Here is a 26,071-nt window from a genome sequence, read left to right on the forward strand (position 1 = left end):
TTGCGTCTTAGGGACGGCTGGCGGGGCCGAGCACGATCGGCTGGGCGTCCTCGGCCGCCTCGCCGCGCTTGACGCCCCACAGCAGGATCACCGGCGCGGCGACATAGACCGACGAATAGGTGCCGACCACGATCCCGAACATCAGGGCGATCGAGAAGCCGAACAGGGCCGGTCCGCCGAGGAACGCCAGGGCGGCGAGCACCATCACCGCCGTCATGCCGGTGATGATCGTGCGCGACAGGGTCTCGTTCACCGACAGGTCGATGATGTCGCCCAGCGGCATGGTCTTGTACTTGCGCAGGTTCTCGCGCAGCCGGTCGAACACCACGACGGTGTCGTTCATCGAATAGCCGATGACCGTCAGGATCGCGGCCACGCTGTTCAGGCTGAACTCGAGCCGCATCAGCACCATCAGGCCGAACACCAGGATGACGTCGTGCAGCAGGCCGACGACCGCCCCCAGGCCGAACTGCCACGGGAAGCGGAAGGCGATGTAGAGGAACATCAGCACCACCGCGACGCCCAGCGCCAGAACGCCCGAGGTCAGCAGTTCGCTGGAGACCTTCGAGCCCACCACGCTGACACCCGAGTACCGCGCGTCAGGCACCGCCTCGCTGATCGCCGCCTGCACGCGATTGACGGTGTCGGCCTGGGCCGTGCTCTCGGGGATCTGGAAGCGCACGATGGCGCTGGCGTCGTTGTCGATGCCCTGGACCTGCACGTCGCCGAGGCCGAGGTCGTCGACGGCGCCGCGCACGGCGGCGAGGTCCAGCGTCCGGCCTTCAGGCCGGGTCATCTCCATCGCCGCGCCGCCCCGGAAGTCGATGCCCAGGTTCAGGCCGGGATAGAAGACGCCGAAGATCGACGCGGCGCACAGCAGGGCCGACACGACGCCGAACAGGCGCGAGAACCGCACGAACCGCAGGTTGGTCTTGACCGGCAGGGTCTTGATGAGGGGCCACCAGCGCATCGCCATCACTCCGCGATCGGCAGTTTCTTGGGCTTGGTCGCCCGGAGCCAGTAGGCCAGCAGCACCTGGGCCACCAGCACGGCCGAGAACATCGAGGTGAACACGCCGATGGTCAGGGTCCAGGCGAAGCCGCGCACCGGCCCGGCCCCGAACACGAACATGATCAGCGCGGCCACCAGGGTCGTCAGGTTGGCGTCGATGATCGTGCCCATGGCGCGGTTGAAGCCCGCGTCCATGCTGGCGATGACCGACCGGCCCGCCCGCGCCTCGTCGCGCATCCGCTCATAGATCAGCACATTGGCGTCCACGGCCACGGCGAAGGTCAGGATCAGACCGGCGATGCCGGGCAGCGTCAGCGTCGCCTGGGTCAGCGACATGGCCGCGATGATCAGCAAGCCGTTCAGCAGCAGGCCCAGCACCGAGACGCCGCCGAACAGCCAGCCGTAGGACAGGATCATGAAGGCGACGATGATGACGAAGCCGACCGCCACCGAGATCGCGCCGGCGGCCACGGCGTCGGCGCCCAGCTCGGCGGTCACGACCCGGCGCTCCTCGACCGTCAGCGGGGCCGGAAGGGCCCCGCCGTTCAGCAGGTTCACCATCTCGGACGCCTCGGCGATCGAGAACTGGCCCTCGATGATGCCCGAGCCGTTGGGGATCGGGCTGTTGATGCGCGGCGCCGAGATCACGGTGCCGTCCAAGATGATGGCGAACAGCTTGCCGCGGTTCTCGGGCCGGGTGGCTTCGGCGAAGCGCCGGGCGCCCTGGCCGTCGAAACGGAAGCCGATCGCGGGCCGACCGTTCTGATCCTGATCGACGTTTGCGCGGGTCAGGTTCTCGCCCGAGACGAGCACCCGGGTTTTGACCAGATAGGGCGTGTTGAACTCGTCGTAGAGCAGCTCGGAGCCCGGCGGCACGCGCCCGGCGACGGCCTCCTCCACGGAGTTCTCGTCATCCACCATCTGGAAGGTCAGCTGCGCGGTCTGACCGATGACACGTTCCAGCTGTTCCGGATCGCTCTCCCCCGGGGCCTGGACGACGATGCGGTTCGCGCCCTGGCGGGTGATCGAAGGTTCGCGCGTGCCCAGGGAGTCGATCCGGCGGCGCACCACCTCGATGGACTGCTCGACCGCGTTCGGTCCCATCTGGTCCAGCGCCTGCTGGGTGAAGACGACGCGCACGCCGTCCTGTCCGACGCGGGTGATCGACCGCTCCGCCGCCGCGCCGACGACGCCGGGCTGGGCCCCGAGCGCGCGCAGCGCCTCGAAGGCCGCGTCCTGGCTGCCCGGCGCGACGCGGGCCACGGCGCCCGCCGGCTCGCGCTCGATCCGGGCCACGGGCACGCCGGCCTCGTTCAGGGACACGCGAACGTCTTCGACGAGGTTGTCCAGCCGTGCCTGCCGCATCTCGTCGACGTCGACCTCGAGCAGCAGATAGGAGCCGCCCTGAAGGTCCAGACCCAGGTTCAACGCGTTCTTGGGCACGAAGCTGGGCAACGCCTCGCGCTGGGCGGGCGACAGCAGGTTCGGATAGGCGAACAGCGCGCCCAGGATCACCGAAAGGACGACGACGACGACCTTCCAGCGTGACAGCTGTACCATAACGAAACCCTGGGCCTTGTTCGCGCGACGTTACTTGCGGTCGTTGGCGGCGACGGCGGTGCGGTTGCGCACCTCGGCGATCATCGACTTGATCACGCTGACGTTCACGCCCTGGGCGATCTCCACCATCGCCTCGGCCTCCTCGACGCGGGTGACCTTGCCGACCATGCCGTTCGACAGCACCACCTGATCGCCGCGCTTCAGCGCCTTGATCATCTCCTGGTGCGCCTTGGCCCGCTTCTGCTGCGGACGGATCAGCAGGAAGTAGAACAGTACGAAGATCAGGATGAACGGCAGGAACTGCACGATCGCGGCGGTGAGGCCGCCGTCAGCGGTCGGGGTCATGGATCACTCCGGTCGGGCGCGCGCCCCCGCGCGCCGCTGAAAAAGAGGCGCGGAACCTAGGGCCGAGCGCGGGCGGATGCAATGCGGGGGCGCGCGAACGTCGCGCGCTACCTCGGCAGCACCGTCGTCGGATCGATCGCCACCGGATCGTCGCCGCGCATGCGCCGGGTCTCGAAGTGCATCGAGGGGCGGCCGTCGCCGGCCGTCTCGCCGACCGTGCCGATCTGCTGGCCCGCGCGCACCTGGTCGCCGTCGCGCACGGTCGCGGAGCCGAGGTGGCCGTAGACGGTGCGCCAGCCGTCCGCATGGACGATCAGGACCGTCAGGCCCTGCCCCACCAGATCGTCGCCGACATAGGCCACGCGACCGCCGGCGGCGGCCACCACCGGCGTGTCGAGCGGCGCGGCGATGTTGATGCCGTTGTTCCGCTCGCTGACCCCCACCGGGCCGAAGCGGCGCACGATCTCGCCCCGCACCGGCCAGGTGAAGACCGCATCGCCCGCGGGCGCCGGGGACGGCGTGGGAGCGGGCGACGCCGGCCGGGGCTGCGCGGGCGGCGGCGGCGGCGCGGGCGTGCCGGCGTTGGTCACCTCCACCCCCACCGGCGACGGGCCGGTCGCATAGGGGTCCACCCCGCCGTCGATCGCGCCGTCGGGCAGCCGCAGCGTGCGCCCGGCGCTGACGTCCCCGCGCGGACCGAGCGCGTTCAGATCGATCAGCGTCTGGACCGGCACCCGGAACCGGCGCGCCACGCCCGAGACGGTGTCGCCCGCCTGCAGCTGGTAGACGAGGCCCAGGCCCGTCGCGCCGGTGGCGGGCGCGGGGTTGGCCGGCGGCAGGGCGGAGCCCCCGGCGGCCGGCGGCAGGGCCCCGCCTTCGACCGCGGGGACCGGCGCGGCCGTCCCCAGGGTGTCCGCCGGCGGGGTGTAGACATAGGGGCTGGTTGCGGGCGCGGGCGCGGCCGCCGGCGGATAGGCGCCGCCGGGGGGCACGGGCCGGATCGGATAGCGAGGCGCGTCCGGGTAGGTCGAGCACGCCGCCGCCGTCATTCCCAAGGCCGCCAGCGCCGTCGTCCTGAGCCAGCCGTCGCGGGTCATGCCGCCCCTCCTGAGATCATCGCGCGAATCGTTCGCCCCACCCTATCGTTTCAGCCAACGCGGTAAACGGCGCGAAAGTTGGGCGAGAGCGGTCTGTGATCTCCTCCCCCGCACGGCGGGGGGAGAGGGACCGCCGCAGGCGGTGGAGGGGGCGAGGTCAAGCGCCGACGCTCCCGGTCGCCCCCTCCACCACTTAGTGGTCCCCCTCCCCCTCGGCGAGGGGGAGGAGACGCCGGCCCGTCATCACGGCTCCTTCGCCGTGCCCTCCACCAGCGGGACGAAGCGCACCTCGCTCAGGCTCTCGCGGCGGAAACTGCCGTCGCTCTGGCCGACGTAGCGGTTCAGCATCTGCACCGAGGTGCGTCCCACGGGGCAGACCAGCACGCCGTTCGGCTTCAGCTGCTTCAGAAGTTCGGTCGGCTCGTGCGGGCTGGCGGCGGTGACCATGATCCGGTCGAAGGGCGCCTGTTCCGGCCATCCCAGGCCCCCGTCGCCGTGCCGGGTGATGACGTTGTCGATCTCCAGCGTCCGCAGCTTCGCCTCCGCCTCGACCAGCAGGCTCCTGTAACGCTCGACGGAATAGACGTAGCGCGCCAGCCGGCTCAGCACCGCGCACTGGTAGCCCGAGCCGGTGCCGATCTCGAGCACCCGGTGGCGCGGCTGGACATCCAGCGCCTGGGTCATCAGCCCGACGATGTAGGGCTGGCTGATCGTCTGGGCGCAGTCGATGGGCAGGGCCTGGTCTTCCCAGGCCTGGTCGAGGAACTTCTCGTGCACGAAGACCGCGCGGTCGATCGACTCCATCGCCGCCAGCACGCGCGGGTCGGTCACCCCCCGCTGGCGCAGCGACAGGATCAGACGCCCGGCCCGGTCGTTGTTGAGGTTCACGCCACCGCCTTCGGCGGGGCGCCGCCCAGAACGCCCTTCAGATCGTGGATCGAGGGCATGTGCGTCAGGTCGATGTGCAGCGGCGTCACCGAGATGCGGCCCTCGTCCATGGCGCGCAGGTCGGTGCCCTCCGGATGCTCCTGCTTGGCCCCCCGGAAACTCATCCAGTAGTAGTCGCGGCCGCGCAGGTCGGTGCGCTTGATGGCGTGCATCTCGCCCAGGTCGCGGAAGCCCTGGCGCGTCACCTCGACCTCGGTCACCGCCTCCGGCGCACAGGCCGGGAAGTTCAGGTTCATCACCACCCCCTCGGCCCATGTCTGGTCCAGCAGGCGGCGGATGATGGCCGGGGCATAGGCCTCGGCGGTCTCGAAGTGGGCGACCACCTCGTCGTGGAACCGCTCCAGGCTCTGGCTCAGCGCGATCGAGCGGATGCCGAAGGCCATGCCCTGCAGCGCGCCCGCCACCGTGCCGGAATAGCTGACGTCCTCGCCGACGTTGTGGCCCCGATTCACGCCGGACAGCACCAGATCGGGCGGCGACGGCATCAGGTCGTTGACCGCCAGCACCACGCAGTCCGTCGGCGTGCCGGTGACCGAGAACCGCGTCTCGCCAAGCCGGTTCACCCGCAACGGCTCGGTCAGGGTGATCCCCCGCCCCTTGCCCGACTGCTCCACCGCGGGCGCACAGGTCCAGACGTCGTCCGACAGGGTCCGCGCGATCCGCTCCAGCGCCGCCAGCCCCTCGGCCTCGATCCCGTCGTCGTTGGTCAGGAGGATGCGCATCAGGATTGCCCTCTCCCCTTGTGGGAGAGGGGGCGGGGGTGAGGGGTCGCACGTCGGCGGCGACACCCCTCATCCGACCCGCTGCGCGGGCCACCTTCTCCCACAAGGGGAGAAGGGACGATGTCACCCGCCCACATGGCTGATTCCCCCCATATAGTGCTTCAGGGCCTCCGGCACCGCGATCCGTCCGCCCTCGTCCTGATAGGTCTCCATGACCGCCACCAGGGTCCGCCCGACCGCCAGGCCGGAGCCGTTCAGGGTGTGGACGAACTCGGTCTTCTTCTCGCCGGCGCGCTTGAAGCGGGCGTCCATGCGCCGGGCCTGGAAGTCCCCGCAGTTGGAGCAGGAGCTGATCTCCCGATACGTCCCCTGCGACGGCAGCCAGACCTCCAGGTCATAGGTCTTCCGCGCCGAAAAGCCCATGTCGCCCTTGCACAGCAGCATGCGCCGGAACGGCAGCTCCAGCGCCTTCAACACGGCCTCGGCGCACTCGGTCATGCGCTCGTGCTCGGCCTCGGAGTCCTCGGGCCGGGTGATGGAGACCAGCTCGACCTTCGAGAACTGGTGCTGGCGGATCAGCCCGCGGGTGTCGCGCCCGGCCGACCCGGCCTCGGCCCGGAAGCAGGGCGTCAGCGCCGTCAGCCGCATCGGCTGGGCCAGCTCGTCCTCCGACAGGATCTGCTCGCGCACGAGGTTGGTCAGGGAGACTTCGGCGGTGGGGATGAGGTAGCGGCGATCGGCTGAGTAGCGTGCAACCGCGATCTCAAACTCAAGTTCACTGGGATACGCCGGGAACGCCGTCCCCTCCAGCGCATGGGGGTGCTCCAGAATGAGCTTGTGAACCTCGTTCCAATCTGTGCCGATCCGGAAGAGATCTTCCTTGAACTTCGGCAGCTGCCCCGTGCCGAACATCGCCTCGTCCCGCACCAGGAATGGCGGATTGACCTCCTGGTAGCCGTGCCGGTCGACCTGCATGTCCAGCATGAACTGGCCGATGGCGCGTTCCAGCCGGGCCAGCCGGCCCTTCAGCACCGCGAACCGCGCGCCGGACATCCGCGCCGCCGCCTCGAAATCGAGCAGGCCCAGCGCCTCGCCCAGGTCCGCGTGATCCTTGGCCGGGCCGGTGGTGCGGGGCGTTCCCCAGGCCTCGCCCACCTGGACGTTGCCCGCCTCGTCCTCGCCGTCCGGCACGTCGGCGGCGGCGAGGTTCTTCAGCCCCGCCAGCAGGTCCTTCAGCTCGCCCGCCAGGCGCCGCTCGTCGGCCTCGGCGGCGGCGATCTTGCTCTTGAGCGCCTCGACCTCGGCCTTCAGGCGCTCGGCCTCGGCCATGTCCTTTTTGCCCATCGCGGCGCCGATGGCCTTGGAGGCGGCGTTCCTGGCCGCCAGCGCCTCCTGCTCCGCCGTCTGGGCGGCGCGCAGGGCGCGGTCCAGCTCCAGGATGCGCTCCACGGTCGCCTTGGCCTCGTCAGCCGACATCCCCCGCGCGGACCAGCCGGCGACATAGGCGTCGGGGGTGTCGCGGATGGCTTTGATGTCGTGCATGGCGGGCGCTTCGGGTCAGGAGGAGCGCCTGCCTTACCCGCGCCCGCGCCGCCGATCAAACAACCCCGACGTCCTTCTCCCCTCGCGGGAGAAGGTGGCATGCGAAGCATGACGGATGAGGGGGCTGTGTCCGCCCACTCACCGTCTGACGGCCTGCGAACCGACAGAGCCCCCTCATCCGAGCGCCTCCGACGCCCACCTTCTCCCACGAGGGGAGAAGGGACTACTTCTTCTTCTCGTCGCTGATCAGCGAGCCGGCGATCCAGCTGACCACGCCGGTGACGATCGCGGCGCCGACGCCCGGCCACAGGCCGTCGACCTGGAAGCCGTCCAGGAACACCGCCGTCAGCCCGATGGTCGCGGCGTTCACCACCAGCAGGAACAGGCCGAAGGTGATGACGGTGAGCGGGAAGGTGATCACCACCAGGATCGGCCGCACAATGGCGTTGATTAGCCCCAAGAGCACCGCGGCGATGATCAGGGTCGTGGTGTCGGAGAAGGCCACGCCCGGCACCAGCTCGGCCGCAAGCCACAGACCCAGGGCCGTCACCACGGCCTGAAGCAGGAAACGTTCCATCGTCCTCTCCTATCCGACCGGCCGGTCGGGCAGATCGACGCCCGCCAGCTTCCAGTCCAGTACGCCGCGCCGCTCCATCAACAGCACCACGGCATCGTCCTCGCGGCCCTCGCGCGTCAGGGTCACGGTGAAGGTGTTCAGGTCGCGGAAGCCGTAGGCCTGTCGCACCCGCCGGTCATCCTCGGCGGGCGGCTCGGCGGGCGGTCTCGCAGCGTCCGGGTCCGGTTCCGGCGGCTCGGCGTCGCGCACCATGGCGGCGATGGCCTGGGGCGTCACGAAGGCGTCGACCATCCCCGACACCAGCGCCGGCCCGAACAGCAGGGCCAGGGCGCGGCCGGCGCCGTCCTCCTCCGCGCGCATCTCGGCCATCAGGCGGGCGTTCAGCTCGGCCTTCAGGCTCTCGCGAAAGGCGGGGAAGTCCACCCGCCGCTCCAGCGCCGCCTCGTCGCCGGCGCGCGCGGCCGCCACCAGCTGGCGCGCGGCCAGCACCGGCGAGGCGGCGTAGACGACGGCGGCGATGACGGCGGCGCCGACCACCAGCCAGACGGTCCTGCGACTCATGAAACCTCCCTGCCCTCGCCGCAAGGCTGGGGCCAAGCAGGGGTTGCCGTCAACGGGCCGGCGCGGGCGGCGTGGGAGCGGCGGGCGCCCCGGGCGCGGGCGGCCCGGCGACCGGGTTCGCCCCGTCGGGCAGGCCGATGTGCGTCAGCCGCCAGTCGTAGGGGCCGGTGCGCTGGAAGCTGAAGATGGTCCGAGAGCCGCCCTCGTCCTCCACGGCGAAGCGGGCCCGGTTGACGCCCCAGTAGATGGGCTTGGGCAGCGGCGGGCCCCGCATCTCCTCGGGCTCGCCGGCCGCCGGGTCCCCGCGCTGGGCGGCGTAGCGCCCCTCCGCCCGCATCAGGCCGGACAGGGCGGCCGGCGTCAGATAGGCGTCCGGCTGGGGCCCCTCGACCGGGCGGGTCTGCTCCAGCTGGCGGCGTACGGCCCCGATCGGATCCTCGAGGAAGGTCGGCGCCGGCTCCATCGCCTCGGGCCGGCCGTCCAGCTGGGGCCTCAGGCCCTGACGCACGGCCGGGTAGTCGATCAAGCGGGCCAGCGCCTCGACATCGTTGGATTCGGCGGCCGAGCGCACGGCGAAATAGGCGACGGCCGGCGCCGCGAAGAAGGCCGCGATCGCCGCGATCACGGCGAGGCCGAGCAGATTGCCGATCAGGCGCTTCATGGCGGGTCCTTCAGCCGTAGTCCCGCCATCATGCACGGGCCTGTGACAGCCTCAACCGCGGTTCGCCCGACGGGGGAAGGTCAGGCGCCGCGAACCCGCCGGACCGCCTCGACCGTCTCGCGCACCTTCGCCTCGATCCCGGCCCAGTCGCGCGCCTTCACCGCCGCGTCGGTGATCAGCTTCGAGCCCATGCCCGCCGCCACGATGCCCGAGCCGAACCAAGTCTTCAGCGACGCCTCGTCCGGATCGACCCCGCCGGTCGGCATGATCTTGGTCCAGGGCATCGGGCCCTTCACCGCCTTGACGAAGTCGGCGCCGCCCACCGACGCGCCGGGGAACAGTTTGACGATCTCGCAGCCCAGCTCGTGCGCCTCGCCGATGTCGGTCACCGAGCCGCAGCCGGGGAAGTAGGCCACCATGCGCCGGTTGCAGACCCGCGCCACCTCCGGAACCAGGCACGGGCTGACCACGAAGCGGGCGGCGCGGTTGATGTAGAGGGCGGCTGTGCCCGCATCCACGACCGAGCCGATGCCCAGCACCACCTCCGGGTCCGTCCTGGCCAGCTCCCGCGCGATCTCGCCGAACAGGTCGCAGGCGAAGTCGCCGCGATTGGTGAACTCCACCACCGGCGCCCCGCCGCGCGCGCAGGCGCGGATGACCTCCAGACAGGTCTCGGGATCGGCGTGGTAGAAGACCGGGCACACGCCTTGCGCTTCCAGCGCGGTGAGGACGTGCAGGCGGCTGTGGGTCATGGCGGGTCTCCCGTTCCCGCCCGTCGTCGGGGCTGGGCGCCCGCGCGTCAAGCGTCGTCGCACGATTTGACCGGCCCGGCTCTTGTGCGGCGCACACGCCCGTCGCATCTGGCGGCCATGACGCCGATCACCCCCTCCCAAGCCCCCGGCGTCGCGAGGCGCGGCCCGGGCTTCGCCGAGTTCGTCTGTCTGATCGCCATGATGATGGCGCTGAACGCGCTCGCCATCGACGCCATGCTGCCGGCCCTGCCCGCCATCGGCGAGGCCCTGGGCGTGGCGGACGAGAACAGCCGCCAGTGGGTGATCACCGCCTATCTGCTCGGCTTCGGCGGGGCGCAGCTGATCTATGGTCCGCTGGCCGACCGCTATGGTCGCCGCCCGCTGCTGCTCGCGGGCATCGGCGTCTATGTGGCGTTCAGCGCGCTCGCGGCCTTCGCTCCTTCGTTTGAGACCCTGATCCTGTCGCGCATCGGCATGGGGCTGGGCGCCGCCGCGCTCCGGGCGGTGCCCCTGTCGGTGGTGCGCGACCTCTACAGCGGCCGGACCATGGCCCGGGTCATGTCGCTGAGCTTCCTCGTCTTCCTGGGCGTGCCGATCCTGGCCCCCAGCGTGGGCGCCGCCGTTCTGCTGGTCGGGCCGTGGCGGTGGATCTTCGGCGTGCTCGGGCTGGCGGGCGCTGCGGTGGCCGCCTGGATCGCGCTGAGGCTGCCCGAGACCCTGGCCGAGGAGAACCGCCGGCCGCTCCGGATCGCGCCTTTGCTGGCAGGGTTCCTGGAGGTGCTGACCCACCGCACGGCCATGGGCTACACCCTGGCCATGACGGCGGTGTCCGGGGCGCTGTTCGGCTTCATCAACTCCTCGCAGCAGATCTTCTTCGACGCCTTCGGCCTGCCGGACCTGTTCCCGCTGATCTTCGCGGCCATCGCCGGCGCGATCGCGGTGGCCTCTCTGGTCAACGCGCGCTTCGTGGAGAAGCTGGGGACACGCCTGATCTCCCACGCCGCGCTCATGGGCTTCATCGCCCTGCCCGCGGCGCACACGGCGATCGCGCTCGCGGGCCATGAGACCGTCTGGACCTTCGCGGTCATGCAGGCCCTGACCATGTTCTGTTTCGGCCTGATCGCGGGCAATTTCGGCGCCATGGCGATGGAGCCGATGGGTCGCATCGCCGGCACCGCCGCCTCGGTTCAGGGGGTGATCTCCACCCTGGGCGGGGCTTTGCTCGGCTTCGGAATCGGCCAGCAGTTCGACGGCACGGTGATCCCCATGACGACCGGCTTCGTGGTCATGGGCGTGGTCGCGCTGGGCTTCGTGCTGTGGGCCGAGCGCGGGCGGCTGTTCGTGGCCCGGCACCTGCCGCCGGTCGGGGCGGACGGCAAAGCTTGATCTTTGCGCTCCGGCGGGGTGGTCTGCGCCCCCTCGCCGTCCGGAGCCGATCATGTCCCGCGTCCTTCTGTCCGCCTGCGCCGTCGCCGCCCTGACCCTGGCCGCCTGCGCGACCCCGCCCGTTCAGGAGAGCCCGATGGCCGCGACCCCCGCCGCCCGCCCCGTCGACTACGTCAGGGACGTCCACTCCCACGCCCGCCCCGAGATCGCCCGCGTCGTCGACGTGGCGCTGGACCTCGCCGCCGACTTCGAGGCGAAGCGCCTGTCCGGGACGGCGACCCTGTCGATCACCGGCCAGACCGGAGCGGACGAGATCATCCTGGACGCCCGCGACCTCGACATCCGCGCGGTCCGCGACGCCGGGGGGGCGCCGCTTCAGTTCGGCCTAGGTGCCGACGATCCCCTGCTCGGCCAGGCCCTGACGATTCAGCTGGGTCGACCGCTGGCGGCGGGCGAGACGCGGCGCATCGTCGTCGACTACGCCACCCGCCCGGACGCGGCGGCGCTGCAGTGGCTCAATCCTGCCCAGACGGCGGGCGGCCGTCTGCCCTATCTGTTCAGCCAGGGCCAGGCGATCCTGACGCGCACCTGGGTCCCGACCCAGGACAGCCCCGGTATCCGCCAGACCTATTCCGCCCGGATCACCGCGCCGGACACGCTGAAGGTCGTGATGAGCGCCGAGCATCTGACGCCGGACGGCGAGCCCGCCGGTCCGGGCCTGCGCGCCTGGCGCTTCCGGATGGACAATCCGGTGCCGCCGTATCTGATGGCCATCGCCGCGGGCGACATCGCCTTCGAGGCGATCGACGAGCGGACCGGCGTCTTCACCGAACCCTCCGAGCTGGCCGCCGCGCACCGCGAGTTCATCCCGACCGCCGAGATGGTGGACGAGGCCGAGGCCCTCTACGGCCCCTACATCTGGGGGCGCTACGACCTGCTGATCCTGCCGCCCAGCTTCCCGTTCGGGGGCATGGAGAATCCGCGCCTGACCTTCGCCACGCCGACGATCGTCGCCGGCGACCGCTCGCTGGTCAGCCTGGTGGCGCACGAGCTGGCCCACAGCTGGTCCGGCAACCTGGTGACCAACGCCACCTGGGACGACTTCTGGCTGAACGAGGGCTTCACCGTCTATTTCGAGAACCGGATCATGGAGGCGGTCTACGGCCGCGACCGGGCGCTCCAGGAACAGGTGCTGGGCTGGGACTCGCTTCAGGACACCCTGGCCTCCCTGCCGCCGGCCGACACCCGGCTGAAGCTGGAGCTCGTCGGACGCGATCCGGACGAGGGGCTGACCGACGTCGCCTATGAGAAGGGTGCCGCCTTCCTGCGCACAATCGAGCGGATCGTCGGGCGCGAGCGGTTCGACGCCTGGCTGCGCGGCTATTTCGAGCGCAACGCCTTCCGGCCCATGACCACCGAGCGGTTCCTGGAGGACATCCGCGCCCACCTCGTCCAGGGCGACGCGGCGCTGGAGGCGCAGCTGATGATGGAGGCCTGGATCTATCGGCCCGGCATGCCGTCGAACTGGATCCCGCCGGTGTCCGACGCCTTCCAGCCGGTGGACGCCGCCGCCCGCGCCGTCTTCGCCGAAGGCGCGGCGCCGCCGCGCGCGCTGTGGGATCAGTGGAACACGCAGCAGCGCCAGCGCTTCCTCGGCTGGCGGCCGGAGGGCCTCCAGGCCGGTCAGGACTGGCTGACGCCTGCCCAGCTCGCCGCGCTGGACGAGGCGCTGGACCTGTCCGACGAAGGCAACGCCGAGGTCCGCTTCGACTGGCTGCAGATCGGCCTGGCGCATCGATACGAGCCCGCCGCCGTCAGCGCCGAGCGGTTCCTGCTCGAGATGGGCCGTCGCAAGTTCGTCCTGCCGCTGTTCACCACCCTGTGGAACGAGGGCGACTGGGGCCGACCGCTGGCCACCCGCATCTACCGAGAGGCGCGGCCTCTGTATCACCCGGTCACGACCGGGTCGGTGGACCAGCTGCTGGGCTGGGAGGGCTAGGCGGACGTCCTGCGCCCCCGCACGCGGCTCGCCAGCCGCTCCGCGTGCTTGAGCGTGAAGGCCAGCGCCGCGGGTGAGCCGCGCCTCGGCCCCACGGTGTCGGCCATGACCGCGCCGCGCCGGCCAAGCGGCTCAGGCGGCCCCGTGGTCGTGTCGACCGCCGTCTGGTGCTCGATCTCGGCGTTCAGCTCGGCGCCCATCAGGATCACCTGCACCGACAGCCAGGTCCAGAGCAGGAAGCCCATCACCGCCGCCAGCGGGCCGTAGCTGTCGGTCCGCACGAACGTCTGCAGATACCAGCTGAAGACGCCCGACACGCCCAGGCTCGCCAGGGCCGCCAGAACCGCGCCCGGCGTCAGCCAGCGCCAGCGCGCATGCGCCCGGCACGGCCCGTAGCGATAGATCAGCGTCAGCGCCGTCACATAGAACAGCAACAGCGGAATCCACCTCAGCGGCGCCAGATCGGCCCACTCCTCCGCCAGGCCGAGCAGCCCCAGCGCCAGCGGCACGCCCACCACCAGCAGCGACGTCACAAGCACCGCCGCCAGGCCGGAGAGGGTGAACACGAAGCAGATCAGGTTGTAGCGGACGAGGTTGCGCTTCTCGACCTCGTGATAGGCGACGTTCAGACCGTAGAAGAGCGTCTTCACCCCGTTGTTCGCCGCCCACAGCGACAGCACCAGCGTCCACACCAGGGTGAAGGTCAGCTCGCCGCTGGAGTTGAGCGCCAGCCGCTGCATCTGCCCGCCCAGGAACTCGGCGACGCTCGGCGGGAAGAAGCCGTATAGGAACTGCAGCCGCGCCCACGCCTCGGCCGGATCGGCGAACAGGCCATAGACGGTGACGAAGGCCCCGAAGGTCGGAAACAGCGCCAGGACGATGAAGAAGGTCACCCCGCCGGCCACGAAGCCGACCCGGTCGCCGAAATAGCTGCCCGCCCAGCGCCACAGGATGTCGAGCCAGCCCTTCAGCGGGATGTGGTGGGGGCGATGGGCGGACCGGCCCCGGCCGGGGTCCCGGGCCTCGTGCCCCTCGGGCGAGACGGGCCCCGGGTCCTCCTCCGCTTCCGTGGCCGCGTCCGTCTCGGCCTTCGCCGACAGGCCGACCTGGGTCAGGCGTCCGCGCGTGTGCAGCAGGTGCGTCGCGGCCGCGCCCAGCGCCAGCCCCGTCGCCACCGATCCGATCAGCCGCACGATCGGTCCCGTCAGGTTCAGCTTCGCCATCGTCTCCTCAACGAGACCCGCGCCTCCCCGTTCCGCTTGATCCCCGTCGGACGGCGCGGCATGGAGCGCCCATGTCCGAGACCCTGCTCACCGCGTGGAAGGCCGCGCAAGGCCGCCTGAAGACCGGCCGCATCGACAGCCCCGCCATCGACGCCCGCCTGCTGCTCGAGGCCGCGACCGGGGCCAGCCGGCTGGACATCCTGACCGATCCCTATCGCGCCGTGCCGGAAGATCAGCTTCAGGCGCTGGACGCCATGGTCGAGCGTCGGCTGCGACGCGAGCCGGTCTCGCGCATCCTGGGCCGCAAGGGGTTCTGGAAGATCCTGGTCAACGTCACGCCCGACGTGCTCAGCCCCCGCGCCGACACCGAGGTGATCCTGGACGTGATCCTGAAGGCCCGCGCCGAGCGCGACAGCTTCACCGCCTGCGATCTGGGGACCGGCTCCGGCGCGATCCTGCTGGCCCTTCTCGCCGAGCGCCCGGCGGCCAGGGGCGTCGGCACGGACGTCTCGTCCGAGGCCCTCGCGGTGGCGCGGGAGAACGCCGCGAACCTCGACCTGGACGGCCGGGCCACCTTCATCCGCACGGACTGGGCGGCGGGCTTCGCCGACGACAGCTTCGACGTGGTGGTCTCCAACCCGCCCTACATCCCCTCGGGCGAGATTCCGGGGCTCGATCCGGAGGTGCGGGACCACGACCCTCATCTGGCTCTGGACGGCGGGGCGGACGGACTGGACGCCTATCGCGCCCTGGCCCCGGAGATCGCGCGCATCCTCAAGCCCGGCGGGACCTATGCGGTCGAGATCGGCTGGGATCAGGGGCCTGCGGTCAGGGCGCTGTTCGAGGCGGCGGGCCTCGAGGCGAAGATCGTCCGGGATCTGGGCGATCGCGATCGGGTGATCACCAACGGCCCGGATCCCCGCGCGGGCTGAGCCTCAGGCCCGCCGGCGCCGGGGCTTCGGCGCCGCGGAGCCGGCTCCCGCCAGCATCTCGACGAGCGCCTCGACGCTCATGGGCCGGGCGATCAGATAGCCCTGGGCCATGTCGCAGCCCATGCCTTTCAGCAGCGCCAGCGCGGCGTCCGTCTCCACCCCCTCGGCGGTGACCCGCATCCCCAGGGCGTGCGCCAGGTCGATGGTCGACTTGACCAGCAGGGCGTCGCGCGAGGCGGCGTCCATCTTCATCACGAAGGCCTTGTCGATCTTCAGCTCGCTGGCCGGCAGCCGCTTCAGATAGGCCAGCGACGACAGGCCTGATCCATAGTCGTCGATCGACATCTTCACGCCCGCCTCCGCGAAGCGTTCGATCGCCGCGATGGCGGCGTCGGCGTTGTCGATCACGGCCGTCTCGGTGATCTCCAGGCAGAGCTTGCCGGAAGCGCCGCTCGCGAGGTCGAGCGCGGCCTTCACGAAGGCCGCGTCGCCCAGCAGTCGTCCCGAGATATTGACCGACATCTCCAGCTCGACGCCGTCGGCGGCGAGACGTTGCTGGTCGACGATCGCCCGGCGCAACACCCAGTCGGTGACCTGGCGGATGTGACCGGTCTCCTCGGCGATGGTGATGAAGACGTCCGGCGAGACGAAGCCGCGTTGGGGGTGAGTCCAACGGGCGAGGGCCTCCACGCCCGTGATGCGCCCGTCGCGCAGATCGTACTTGGGCTGATAGCTGAGCGAGAACTCGCCGTTGTCCAGCGCCCGCATCAGGTCGCCGATGATCGACAGATTGCCGGACGGGTCTCCATAGGCCTCGGCGTCGAAAGCGGCCGCGCGCTCGGCGCCCAGACCCGCCTGGTCCACCGCCACCACCGCCCGGTCGATCAGCGAGAGGTTGCGCGTCTGCTCGGCGGGGCCCGCCACGCCGATGATGAGCTGAACATCGATCGGAGCGCCGTTGACGATGAAGGATCCCTCGACCGCCGCCCTCACCTGGCGCGCCCAGGCCAGGGCCTGGTCGGTCTCGCCCTCGACCCGCAGCGCCAGAAGGCCCGCTGCGATCCGGGCCGGCGCGTCCTCGGTGATCGCCTGAAGCCGGGCGCCGAGCTGGGTCAGAAGCTGCGCCGCCGCGTCATGCCCGACGGCGGCCCGCACCGTGTCGAACCGTGCGACCTGAAGCACGACGACGCATGCGCCCGGCTGGGTCGCGAGCGCGCGCTCCAGCGCCAGGCGGTTCCTCAGTCCCGTCTCATGGTCATGCAGCGCCAGGTGGTTGAGCTTGTCCTCTCGGTCGCGGATCGCGCCCGCCATGCGGTTGAAACTGTGGGCCAGCCGGCCCAGTTCGTCGTCCGACGCCACCTCGACCTCGGCCCGTTCGCCGGCCTGGAGCCGGTGCACGGCGTCGTCGAGCGCCTGGATCGGCCGCGTGATGGTGCGCGACAGCAGCCAGGTCCCGGCGAGCATCATCCCGGCGCCCGCGACCGCGATCACGCCCAGCCAGGCGAACAGCAGGCCGTAGGGCGCCATGGCCTTGGCCATCGGGTAGGCCAGCAGAAGCTCCGCGCCGTCGGCGTCGAAGCTCGGCAGGGGACGGGCCAGGGACATCCGGCCGTCGGCGATCATCGGCTGGGTCCGCGCCTCGGCGGCCGCCGGCGCGATGCGAGCCTCCAGCGGGATGGCCGACAGGCCCTCCAGCTCGCGCATCTGCGCGGCGTCCAGACGCTGTACGAAGATCACCCAGCCCAGCAGCACCGGCGCGCGGATCGGCGCCGCCACGACCTGATGTTCCTGGCCTTCCACTCTCAGGACGCCGTCGTCCCGCTCGCCGCCGTCGAGCGCGGCCCACAGCGCGTCGAGCGCCGCGTCGTCCAGCTGGACGCCCTCGGCGACCACGTGCCCGTCGGTCAGCATCAGCAGGGCCCCTTCGACCCCCTGGCGCGCGGCGAGGTTGGCGAGCGCCGACTGCACGGTCGGATCGTCGCCGGTCGCGACCGCCTCGCGGAAGCCGAAGTCCTGGGCCAGGACCGCCGCCCCCTGGCGCAGCTGCTCCGAGCGCGCGCTCCAGATCTGGTCGTAGACCTCGCCGGTCGCGATCAGCTCTGCGCGCACCATCCGTTCGGCGCTGCGCGTGACCGCCGTCACCACGGCGATGGCCGTCAGGATCAGCGCGAGGCCGAACAGCCCCATGTAGAGGACCGTCAGCTTCGACCGAAGGTTCCGGAAACGGATCACCGGACGGACGCCCGCCCGCTGAAGTCGCCCGACACGCTCTGCCGGCCGGCGGCGGCCGCGACGGTGATCTGACGCGAGGTCTCGTTGCCGCGCACGTTCAGATTGGGATGCCAGACGCGCAGGGTCGCGGCGCCTGCGGGCACATCCTGCAGGACGACGTCGCCGTTGGCTCCGGTCTTGGCGGCGTACGGCGTGTCGACGACCCTCACATAGACCAGCATCTGGTCGTGGATGTTGCAGCCGATGGCCACGACGCCCGTGGACCGGAAGGTGTGGCTGCGGGTCTCGTCCCGCCCATAGAGCTCGATCTCGAACCTGTTCCCGCGCGAGAACGAATAGACGTGGTGGCGCACGCGATCGAGGTTCGGGAAACTGACCGCCTGCCCCACCGGCGCCACCAGGACGTAGGGCTGGAACTGCATGTCCTGCTGGGAGATGCGAAGCGGCCACGAGAACCGGACGGGCCCGCGCACGCCCGCGGCCGGATGGACCGTGACCACGGCGTCGCGCACCGGTCGTCCCTGCGCGTCGCGGACGCTGACCGTCAGATCGCCCGCCACGACGTGTGTGGCGGTCAGAAGCAACAGGATGATCGCTGCGAGGGTTTTCATGCCCTCCCGCATAGACCGCAGCCACTCAAGATCGGGTAAACAAGTCGGACAAAACCTGCGGTTGCACAAAGACTTGGCGCGCGCGAACGCGTTCTGCTTCGCTTAACCATTCGACCCCATCTCTCGGCCCGACGAAGCTTTGTCGGAGGGTCGGGTGCGCGTCTCACTCTGCTTGGCGTTGGCTGCGGTCCTCCTCGCGCAGGCGGCGCAGGCCCAGGTTCGGCTGCCGGAGAACCGCCCGGGCGGCAAGCTCCTGCTCACCGGCGGCGTTTCGGCGCTCGAGGGCGCGGGCGGCGGCGGTCTGGCGACCTGGGCGGTGACCACCGGCTACGGCGCCCAGGACGGCGTCGGCGGCAACGTCCACGCCACCTACGTCAACCTGCCGGACTATGAGCTCACGGCATACGGCGCCGCCGTCGCCTTCTGGGATCGGGTGGAGCTGTCCTACACGCGCCAGGAGTTCGACACCGGCGCGACGGGCGCCGCGCTCGGCCTCGGCCAGGGCTTCACCTTCCGACAGGACGTCTACGGTCTGAAGGTCAAGCTGTTCGGCGACGCGGTCTATGCGTCGGACACCTGGCTGCCGCAGGTGGCCGTCGGGGTTCAGCACAAGGTCGCCGACCAGGGCGCCGTCATCGGTGCCGTCGGCGGCGAGGACGACGAGGGGACCGACCTCTACGTCGCCGCCACCAAGCTGTTTCTGGCCGAGAGCCTGCTGGTCTCTGGCGCGGTGCGGTTCACCAACGCCAACCAGACGGGTCTGCTGGGCTTCGGCGGCGACCAGGAGGCCGATCGCACCGCCCAGTTCGAGGGATCGGTCGGCTACCTCCTGTCGCCCAACTGGGTCGTCGGCGCGGAGTACCGCACCCGGCCGGACAACCTCGGTTTCGCCGAGGAGGACGACGCCGCGGACGTCTTCGTCGCCTGGGCGCCGAACAAGGCCGTGTCCGTCACCGCCGCCTACGTGGACCTCGGGTCGGTCGCGACCTTCGAGGACCAGCGGGGGCTCTATCTCTCCTTGCAGGTGGGTTTCTGATGCGCGCGCTTCCCTTCGCCCTCGTCCTGCTGGCCGCCGCTTCGCCGGCCCTGGCGCAGGAGCCTCATCACATGCCGGGCGAGGAGGCGGTGGAGCCCTATGTTCCCGCCCCCGAAAACGCCGGGGCGACGCCCTTCGAGGGCACGGAGATGTGGCTGGCCTTCGGGCAGACGGAGGGCGTCTCCCGCATCGTCGATCAGACGCTGGACGCGTCGGTCGCCGACCCGCGCACGGCCGACATCTTCGCGGCGACCGACATGGTCCGGCTGCGCCGCACCCTGAAGGAGCAGTTCTGCTACATCCTGGGGGGCGGCTGTGTGTACACCGGCCGCTCCATGGCCGACGCCCACGACGATATCGGGCTTCAGGCTTCGGACTTCGCCATCCTGGTCGAGCACCTGCAGGCGGCGATGCGCGACCAGGGCGTGCCGTTCCGCCAGCAGAACCGCTTCCTGGCCAAACTGGCGCCGATGCGACCGGACACGGTGACCCGCTGATCCCTACTCGGCGGCCTGCGGCAGGGCCGCGTAGGCGCGGCGCCGCCGTTCCGCCTTCAGCGTCGCGATGCGGCGGCGCGCCCACAGCGCCACGCCGGTGATCGACAGCATCGCCGTGGCGATGCCGGCGACGAAGATGATCAGCCGGCCGGGCAGTCCCAGGATACGGCCGCTGTGCAGCGGCAGCTGGGCCTGGGCGAAGACGGTGCCGCCGTTGCCCTGGCCCGGCACGACCTTCTCGATCAGCGCACCGGTGGTTCCATCGACATAGACCCAGGTCGGCCCCATGCCGGGCGCCCAGGCGTCGCCGAACGCCACGCCGTAGCCGCCGATCTCGGGCGCATAGTAGAGACCGGAACTCGAGACCGCCGTCGGGATTCCGCCCGCCAGTCTCGCGCGCTCGATCGCGGCGTCGAAGCCGAAGGCGGGCGTCTTCGGATTGGCGAAGTCCATGGGCGCGTGCTCGAAGCGGTTCTCCGCGATCGGCGAGACCATCGACACCACCGGCTCGAACACCTGGTGCTCCAGATTGAAGGACACGCCGCTGACCGCGAGGATCAGCAGCACGCCCCACAGCCACAGGCCCCCGGCCCGATGCCAGTCGAGCGTCAGCCGGGCGGCCGAGGCGCCCCGCTTGAGGCTCCAGGCCGGCGCCCACCTGCGCCAGAACGGCCCGCCCTTCGGCAGGGTCAGATACGCCCCCACGAAACAGTCGAACGCCCAGACCAGCGCCACCAGCCCCATCAGCCACGTCCCCCACATCCCCGGGATCGTCAGGGTGCGGTGGAACATGTCCAGCCAGGGGATGAAGGCCTCGGTCGATAGGGCGAACGGTCCATAGGCGCGGGCGCCGTTGATCTCGCCGCTGACCGGATCGACGAACACCTGGTTGAAGCCGACGACGTAGGGCGCGCCCGTCGCCGGATCGATGCGCGGATCCACCCAGACGTCGGGGGCGACGTGATCCTCGATCGGGATCCAGCGGGCCTGGACGCGCGGATCCCAGGCGCTGATCCGGTCCGCGATCTGGTCCGGCGTCAAGCGCGGCCCGTCTGCGGAGATACGCCACAGGTGCGGGTTCAGCGCCTGATCGACTTCGCGCTGGAACACCAGGATCGAGCCGGTCAGGCCCGAGAGGACCAGGAACAGGGCGAGCGCCAGCCCGACGTAGCGGTGGACCGGACGGGCCACAGCGCGCAGGTCGAACCGGGCCCTCGCCCCCGCCATCAGAACCGGCGCGTCAGGCTGACGGCGTAGAGGCCGCGCGAGCCATAGAAGCACTGAACCGAGGAGGTGCAGCGCGACAGATAGGTCTCATCGAACAGGTTCGAGGCCGTGGCCTGCACCCGCCAGTCGTCGAAGTCGTAATGCACCACCGCATCCCACAGGGTGTAGCTGGGCGTGCGCCACTGGTTGGCGCCGTCGCCGAAGCTCTCGCCCATGTACCGGACGCCCAGACCCGCGCCGAGACCCGCGAGCGCGCCCGTCTGGAAGGTGTAGTCGGCGAACACCGACGCCTTGTGCTCCGGGGTGACCGTCAGCTGTTTGCCGAGGTCCGCCCCGTTCGAGCGGGTCACTTCGGAGTCCGTATAGGCGTAGGAGGCGTTCAGGCTGATGCGCTCGTCGATGCGGGCGGTCGCCTCGAGCTCCAGCCCCTTCACCTCGACCTCCCCGGTCTGGACGTTGAAGAAGGGTCGGCCGGGCACGGGATCGGGCGTCAGCACGTTGGTCTGGGTCAGCGCATAGACGGCGGCGCTGGCGAACAGGTCGATGTTCGGCCCCAGGTTCCGGCCGTCGTACTTGATCCCGGCTTCCCACTGCTCGCCCTCCGAGGGTTGGAACAGGTTGCCGTCGAAGTCGGCCCCGGCCACCGGCTGGAACGAGGTGGCGTAGGAAACGTAGGGGGCCACGCCGTTGGCGAAGACGTAGTTCAGGCCGATGCGGCCGGTCAGCTTGTCCTCCTCGCTGTCGGCGGCCCCGATGCGGTCGTCCACCTCCAGCCAGTCCTGGCGCAGCCCCAGGGTCGCGACCCAGCCGCCGGCCCGGATCTGATCCTGGACGTAGAGGCCCGTCTGCGTCTGGGTCTGGTCCAGGAAGGTGAACAGCGGCCCCTCGACGATCGCCGCCCCGTACTGCGGGTCGAACAGGTCGATCGACGGCGCGGCGCCGAAATAGGAGGCCTGTCGGTTGTCGGTGTCGCGATGGTCCAGCCCGATCAGCACCTCGTGGCGCAGCGGGCCGGTGACCAAGCGGCCGGCGACGCGGCTGTCGACGGCGAGCGAGTCCACATCCTCGAGGAAGGCGAACTGGGAGCGGGTCACGGTGCGATAGTCGTCCGGGACGCCGTCGGCGTCCGCGTCCAGCAGGCCGGTGCCGTAGGGTCCGGTCTGATAGGCCTCGTTGGCGAAGACCTTGAGGTTCTGCTGGAACGACCAGGCGTCCGAGAAGGCGTGGCGGAAATCGTAGCCGTAGCCCGACTGCTCCCGGTCGAAACGGTTGAAGTCCGGCTCGCCCAGGTTGGTGCTGGTGGGAACCTCGCCCAGCGGGTTGGGCGACACCACGCCTTGCGCCGGCAGGAAGCCGCCGCCGTCGCCGGTCACCAGATCCTTCTGCCAGTAGCCGAGCAGCGTCAGTTCGGTGCGGTCGGACAGGGCCACGGTCGCGGCGGGCGCGATGTAGGTGCGTTCGGAGCCCACGCCGGTCAGCTGGGTCTCCCGATCCCGCACCAGGGCGGTCAGGCGACCGGACACCCGGTCGGTGAGCGGCCCGGTGACGTCGCCCGCCAGCTGCAGCTGGGACCGATTGCCGGCCAGCGCCTGGAGCTCGCCGCCGAACAGGCGCTGCGGCCGCCGGCTGGTCAGGTTCACCAACCCGCCCGGCGGGGTCTGCCCATACAGCACCGAGGACGGCCCCTTCAGCACCTCGACCGATTCGAATCCGTACAGATCCGTGCCGATGTTCGACACCGACCCCACCGGCGCCTGAAGGCCGTCGATGTACTGCACCGGGTTGAAGCCGCGCAGCGTCAGCCAGTCATAGCGTTCGTCGGGCCCATAGTTTTCCGACGTGATGCCCGAGGTGTAGCGCACCGCCTGCATCAGGCTGGTCCAGCCCAGCAGCTCGATCTGGTCGCGCGAGATGACGCTGATCGACTGCGGCGTCTCGATCAGCGGCGCCTCGGACTTCGTGGCCGACCGGCCGACCGTCGACACGTACTGGGGCGCGGTTACGACGATCTCCGCGACCTCCGTGGCCTGAGGGTCCTGGAGCGTGGCGGCGGCGACGAGCGCGAGGGGGAGGAGCATCGACATCTCTGTTGCGAATGAGATGCAGCGCCATAGGCCTCTCTTCACTGCAAATCAATCTCAACAACACGCCGCAGGGCGATTTCCGTCGGCGCCTCTTGGAATGCGAGGCGGCGCGCGCTAAGTCTCGTGTCGTCTCCCACCCAAACGCAGACGGAACGGGCCGATTGGCTCGCCTTTCAAGGCGGCTGGGACGCGTGACGGCCGACCGGCCTTAGGGCCGGCGCACCACGCGGGCGACACAGGTTTTCCGAGCACATCGACACCGGGGATTGGCCCCGAGCGAAGCGGAACAGCGAACCAGGCGGGAACAGGACCTTATCGGTCCACGGTTCCAGGCTCCCCGACACGGTGGCGTCACATGAGAGATTTCAAGGGCATGAAGCGGCAGCGCGGTCGCAACCGCAAGCCGGGCGGCGGCGGCGGCAACAACGCCAACCCGAACCGGTCGTGGGACTCCCAAGGCCCCGAGAACATGAAGGTCCGGGGCAACGCCCAGACCGTCTATGAGCGCTACATGCAGCTGGCGCGCGACGCCGCCTCGTCCGGCGACAGGGTTCTGGCCGAGAACTTCCTTCAGCACGCCGAGCATTATTTCCGCGTGCTGCGCGCGCTCCAGCCGCAACGGCCGGTCTCCGAGATCGCCCAGCGCGAGCTGTCCAGCCAGGGCTTCGACATCGACTTCGAGGACGAGAGCGGCGCCCAGGCCGCGGCTTTCGTGGCGGCGCAGCAGGCCGAGGAGGCTCGCCAGCGCCAGCAGCAGGAGCGCCAGGAGCGTCAGGAGCGCCAACCGGCCGCGCAGGAGGGGGACGACGGGCGTGAACCCCGCGAACCGCGCGGCGAGGGCGAGCCCCGCGAGGGCGGTCGGCGCGAGAGCCGCCGCGAACGCTGGGAGCGTCGCCGCGAGGAGCGCAACCGCCGCTTCCAGGAGGACGGCTCGCGCGGCGAGGCTGATCAGGACGAGGTCGATGCGGCCGACGTCCCCGCGGTCCCTTCGGAGCCGCCGGTGGCGGCCATTGAGGCGGAACAGGAAGAGGGCCCCGCGCTGCCTGGGTTCCTGACCAGGTCCGTGGCCGAAGCGCCGGCGGCCCAGAACGACGGCGAAGCGGAACCCGCGCCGCGCAAGCGCGCGCCGCGCCGCCCGCGCACGCCGCAACCCGCAGACGAATAATCCTCTTCACGCAACTTAAAGGTGTGACGCCCATCCTGCGGGGTGGGAGGACCGCCCATGCGTGCGCTGAAGAGCTTGTTCGAGGCCGCCCTGGCCGGGTCACGTCGCCGACCGGACATCCGACAACGGCGCATCGACGAGCTTGAAGCCGCCCTCGCCCGCGCGGTCGCCCAGGGGGCGTCGGCGGAGGCGTCCGCGGCGATCGAACGCCGCGCGCTCGACGATCGCCTCGACCGGCTGGCGCACGAGCTTCGCACGCCGCTGAACGCGGTCGTCGGCTTCTGCGAGGGGCTGGCGCGCGATGCGCGCGCCGGGCGGCTCGACCGCCGCCAGACCGAAGCGGTCGAGCGGGTTTCCGCCGCCGCCGCGCGCCTGAAGGAGCTCATCGAGAACGCCTTCACCGACGAAGGCGCGCCGGGAGGGCTGCGCCGCATCGACCCCGGCGTGGTGCTGAGCCGGGTGATCCGCGAGCTCGGCGATCCGCGCGTCATCCCCCCCAGGCCGCGCGCCGGCGTCGTCGTCCTGGCCGACGAGGCGCGGCTGGCGACCGCGCTGATCGATCTGCTTCGCGCCGCGCTGCACGTCGCCCGGCCCGGCGAGCGGCTCGAGGTCGGGATCGAACCGCTCGTGGACGGCGCGCGTGTCTCGCTGCCGCCAGTGGCGATGGAGCCCCGGACGCTGACCGAGGTCCGTCGTGCGCTCTCGGGCTGGAACGCGGTGCTGGAGGTGACATCGGCGCGGACCACGCTGGACCTTCCCGGTCTCGCTCGTGATCGCCTCGGGAGCCGCGGCGTCGTCCTGTACATCGAGGATAACCCCGCCAATGTCGCCCTGGTGCGCCAGATCCTTCAGGCCTGCGTGGAATGCGCGCGCCTGTACGCGGCGCCGACGGGCGCGGCCGGCCTGGTGCTGGCCCGGGAGCTGATGCCGGACCTCATCCTGCTCGACATCAATCTGCCGGACATGGACGGCTGGGCGGTGCGTCGCGCGCTGGCGGACGATCCGATGACGCGGAACATTCCCGTCGCCGCCCTGACCGCCAACGCCGCCGCCCGCCACGCCCGGCGCGGGGCTGAGGCGGGGTTCGCCGCCTGGCTGACCAAGCCGCTCGAGCTGCCCGCCCTGCTCGCTGTGCTGGCGGCGCACCTCGGCGACCACGAGGCCGCCCATGCGGCCTGAACGGCGGCGCGGCGATGCTCAGGCTTGAACCGGCCGGAGCGCGCGGGCGATAAGGGCGCCGGACATGCCGGAGGCTCCATGCGCCGTTCCCTGATCCTCGCTTCGCTGCTGCTCGTGTCGGCCTGCGCCACCGCCGCGCCCCCGCCGCCCCCGCCGCCCCCCGGCCCGGGCATGTCGGGCCCGGTGCTGCGCGACTGGCGCGGCGTCATCACCAGCTTCGATCGCGACCGCCTGAACCGCATCGACGCCGCCTGGGAGCTCGCCCTGGAGCAGGCGCGGCGTCAGGAAGGCTCCGGCGATCTCGCCTCCGTGGGCGATCTGCTTCAGCCGCGCGCGGCCTTGCCGAACGTGACGCCGCCGGTCGGCGACTACCGCTGCCGCACCGTCAAGCTGGGCTCCCAGAGCGGCGAGGAGGGGCTGGGCTACGTCGTCTACGGCTGGTTCCGCTGCCGCATCGAGCAGACGCCCAACGGCCTGAAGTTCTCCAAGCTGACGGGCTCCCAGAACCCCGCCGGCCTGCTGTTTCCCGAGAACGGCGAGCGCATGATCTTCCTGGGCTCTCTCGCGCTCGGCGCCGAGCCGCCCGCCAACTCCTACGGCCAGCGGCCCGACCGCGACATGGTGGCGTTGCTGGAGCGCATCGGACCCGCCCGCTGGCGCCTAGCGATCCCGTGGCCGCAGACGGAGTCCAACCTCGACCTGATCGAGCTCGTTCCCGCCTGAT

General features: G+C 70.9%; 24 protein-coding genes. 8 read left to right on the top strand and 16 right to left on the bottom strand.

What is annotated here, in order from left to right:
* Positions 1-7: 7 nt before the first annotated feature.
* The 11 genes from secF to ACFFGE_RS11665 all read right to left on the bottom strand — a co-directional run bounded on the left by secF (position 8) and on the right by ACFFGE_RS11665 (position 9,776).
* Positions 8-976, bottom strand: a complete 969-nt coding sequence (secF, locus tag ACFFGE_RS11615; RefSeq protein ID WP_376836562.1) for a protein translocase subunit SecF — start codon at positions 974-976, stop codon at positions 8-10.
* Entirely contained in the window at positions 976-2,571 is a 1,596-nt protein-coding gene (gene secD, locus ACFFGE_RS11620; protein ID WP_376836563.1) for a protein translocase subunit SecD, read from the bottom strand. Before secD ends, secF begins: the two co-directional genes overlap by 1 nt.
* Before the next feature lie 30 nt (positions 2,572-2,601).
* A complete protein-coding gene (gene yajC / locus ACFFGE_RS11625; RefSeq protein ID WP_376836564.1) occupies positions 2,602-2,916 on the bottom strand; it encodes a preprotein translocase subunit YajC in 315 nt (104 codons plus the stop codon).
* 107 nt (positions 2,917-3,023) lie between these two features.
* Entirely contained in the window at positions 3,024-4,013 is a 990-nt protein-coding gene (locus tag ACFFGE_RS11630) for a peptidoglycan DD-metalloendopeptidase family protein (protein WP_376836565.1), read from the bottom strand.
* Between the two features lie 243 nt (positions 4,014-4,256).
* Positions 4,257-4,901: a protein-L-isoaspartate(D-aspartate) O-methyltransferase gene (locus ACFFGE_RS11635; RefSeq protein ID WP_376836566.1), complete on the bottom strand. Its 645-nt coding sequence runs from the start codon at positions 4,899-4,901 to the stop codon at positions 4,257-4,259.
* The gene (gene surE / locus ACFFGE_RS11640) at positions 4,898-5,683 is read right to left on the bottom strand and encodes a 5'/3'-nucleotidase SurE (RefSeq protein ID WP_376836567.1); all 786 of its coding nucleotides are present in this window, start codon (positions 5,681-5,683) and stop codon (positions 4,898-4,900) included. The genes ACFFGE_RS11635 and surE overlap by 4 nt, the downstream gene beginning before the upstream one ends.
* Before the next feature lie 123 nt (positions 5,684-5,806).
* Positions 5,807-7,225 (bottom strand): serine--tRNA ligase, encoded by a 1,419-nt coding sequence (gene serS / locus ACFFGE_RS11645; protein WP_376836568.1) that lies wholly within the window; start codon positions 7,223-7,225, stop codon positions 5,807-5,809.
* Positions 7,226-7,448: 223 nt separating this feature from the next.
* On the bottom strand, positions 7,449-7,802 hold the full coding sequence (locus ACFFGE_RS11650) for a phage holin family protein (RefSeq protein ID WP_376836569.1): 354 nt from the start codon (positions 7,800-7,802) through the stop codon (positions 7,449-7,451).
* 9 nt (positions 7,803-7,811) lie between these two features.
* The gene (locus ACFFGE_RS11655) at positions 7,812-8,363 is read right to left on the bottom strand and encodes a DUF2939 domain-containing protein (protein ID WP_376836570.1); all 552 of its coding nucleotides are present in this window, start codon (positions 8,361-8,363) and stop codon (positions 7,812-7,814) included.
* Between the two features lie 49 nt (positions 8,364-8,412).
* Complete coding sequence (locus ACFFGE_RS11660) at positions 8,413-9,024, bottom strand: DUF2939 domain-containing protein (RefSeq protein WP_376836571.1); 612 nt, start codon at positions 9,022-9,024, stop codon at positions 8,413-8,415.
* Between the two features lie 80 nt (positions 9,025-9,104).
* Complete coding sequence (locus ACFFGE_RS11665) at positions 9,105-9,776, bottom strand: bifunctional 4-hydroxy-2-oxoglutarate aldolase/2-dehydro-3-deoxy-phosphogluconate aldolase (protein ID WP_376836572.1); 672 nt, start codon at positions 9,774-9,776, stop codon at positions 9,105-9,107.
* 117 nt (positions 9,777-9,893) lie between these two features.
* Between ACFFGE_RS11665 and ACFFGE_RS11670 the strand changes: the two genes are divergently transcribed.
* Entirely contained in the window at positions 9,894-11,162 is a 1,269-nt protein-coding gene (locus ACFFGE_RS11670) for a multidrug effflux MFS transporter (protein ID WP_376836573.1), read from the top strand.
* 52 nt (positions 11,163-11,214) lie between these two features.
* Complete coding sequence (locus tag ACFFGE_RS11675; RefSeq protein ID WP_376836574.1) at positions 11,215-13,161, top strand: M1 family metallopeptidase; 1,947 nt, start codon at positions 11,215-11,217, stop codon at positions 13,159-13,161.
* On the opposite strand, the gene ACFFGE_RS11680 is transcribed toward ACFFGE_RS11675, so the two are convergent.
* Complete coding sequence (locus ACFFGE_RS11680) at positions 13,158-14,384, bottom strand: YihY/virulence factor BrkB family protein (protein WP_376836575.1); 1,227 nt, start codon at positions 14,382-14,384, stop codon at positions 13,158-13,160. The genes ACFFGE_RS11675 and ACFFGE_RS11680 overlap by 4 nt on opposite strands.
* Before the next feature lie 71 nt (positions 14,385-14,455).
* Here ACFFGE_RS11680 and prmC point away from each other — a divergent pair, with 71 nt between their 5' ends.
* Positions 14,456-15,316, top strand: a complete 861-nt coding sequence (gene prmC, locus ACFFGE_RS11685; protein WP_376836576.1) for a peptide chain release factor N(5)-glutamine methyltransferase — start codon at positions 14,456-14,458, stop codon at positions 15,314-15,316.
* A gap of 3 nt (positions 15,317-15,319) precedes the next feature.
* On the opposite strand, the gene ACFFGE_RS11690 is transcribed toward prmC, so the two are convergent.
* Entirely contained in the window at positions 15,320-17,548 is a 2,229-nt protein-coding gene (locus tag ACFFGE_RS11690) for a putative bifunctional diguanylate cyclase/phosphodiesterase (protein ID WP_376836577.1), read from the bottom strand.
* Complete coding sequence (locus ACFFGE_RS11695; protein ID WP_376836578.1) at positions 17,545-18,159, bottom strand: cupredoxin domain-containing protein; 615 nt, start codon at positions 18,157-18,159, stop codon at positions 17,545-17,547. Before ACFFGE_RS11695 ends, ACFFGE_RS11690 begins: the two co-directional genes overlap by 4 nt.
* A gap of 154 nt (positions 18,160-18,313) precedes the next feature.
* Here ACFFGE_RS11695 and ACFFGE_RS11700 point away from each other — a divergent pair, with 154 nt between their 5' ends.
* Together ACFFGE_RS11700 and ACFFGE_RS11705 are read left to right on the top strand one after the other, a co-directional pair.
* The gene (locus ACFFGE_RS11700; RefSeq protein WP_376836579.1) at positions 18,314-19,195 is read left to right on the top strand and encodes a DUF3034 family protein; all 882 of its coding nucleotides are present in this window, start codon (positions 18,314-18,316) and stop codon (positions 19,193-19,195) included.
* Positions 19,195-19,692 carry a group I truncated hemoglobin gene (locus ACFFGE_RS11705; protein ID WP_376836580.1) on the top strand — a complete coding sequence of 166 codons (498 nt, stop codon included), beginning with the start codon at positions 19,195-19,197 and terminating at the stop codon, positions 19,690-19,692. The genes ACFFGE_RS11700 and ACFFGE_RS11705 overlap by 1 nt, the downstream gene beginning before the upstream one ends.
* 3 nt (positions 19,693-19,695) lie before the next feature.
* On the opposite strand, the gene ACFFGE_RS11710 is transcribed toward ACFFGE_RS11705, so the two are convergent.
* Positions 19,696-20,919 (bottom strand): PepSY-associated TM helix domain-containing protein, encoded by a 1,224-nt coding sequence (locus ACFFGE_RS11710; RefSeq protein WP_376836581.1) that lies wholly within the window; start codon positions 20,917-20,919, stop codon positions 19,696-19,698.
* The gene (locus ACFFGE_RS11715) at positions 20,919-22,997 is read right to left on the bottom strand and encodes a TonB-dependent siderophore receptor (protein ID WP_376836582.1); all 2,079 of its coding nucleotides are present in this window, start codon (positions 22,995-22,997) and stop codon (positions 20,919-20,921) included. Before ACFFGE_RS11715 ends, ACFFGE_RS11710 begins: the two co-directional genes overlap by 1 nt.
* A gap of 361 nt (positions 22,998-23,358) precedes the next feature.
* Between ACFFGE_RS11715 and ACFFGE_RS11720 the strand changes: the two genes are divergently transcribed.
* The 3 genes from ACFFGE_RS11720 to ACFFGE_RS11730 all read left to right on the top strand — a co-directional run bounded on the left by ACFFGE_RS11720 (position 23,359) and on the right by ACFFGE_RS11730 (position 26,070).
* The gene (locus ACFFGE_RS11720) at positions 23,359-24,168 is read left to right on the top strand and encodes a DUF4167 domain-containing protein (protein ID WP_376836583.1); all 810 of its coding nucleotides are present in this window, start codon (positions 23,359-23,361) and stop codon (positions 24,166-24,168) included.
* A gap of 57 nt (positions 24,169-24,225) precedes the next feature.
* Positions 24,226-25,347: a response regulator gene (locus ACFFGE_RS11725; protein WP_376836584.1), complete on the top strand. Its 1,122-nt coding sequence runs from the start codon at positions 24,226-24,228 to the stop codon at positions 25,345-25,347.
* Positions 25,348-25,425: 78 nt separating this feature from the next.
* Positions 25,426-26,070 carry a DUF4893 domain-containing protein gene (locus ACFFGE_RS11730; protein ID WP_376836586.1) on the top strand — a complete coding sequence of 215 codons (645 nt, stop codon included), beginning with the start codon at positions 25,426-25,428 and terminating at the stop codon, positions 26,068-26,070.
* The last annotated feature ends 1 nt before the right edge of the window (position 26,071 follow it).

Origin of the sequence: Brevundimonas balnearis (genome assembly GCF_042434805.1) — a bacterium.
In the GTDB taxonomy this organism is placed as follows: Bacteria; Pseudomonadota; Alphaproteobacteria; order Caulobacterales; family Caulobacteraceae; genus Brevundimonas; species Brevundimonas balnearis.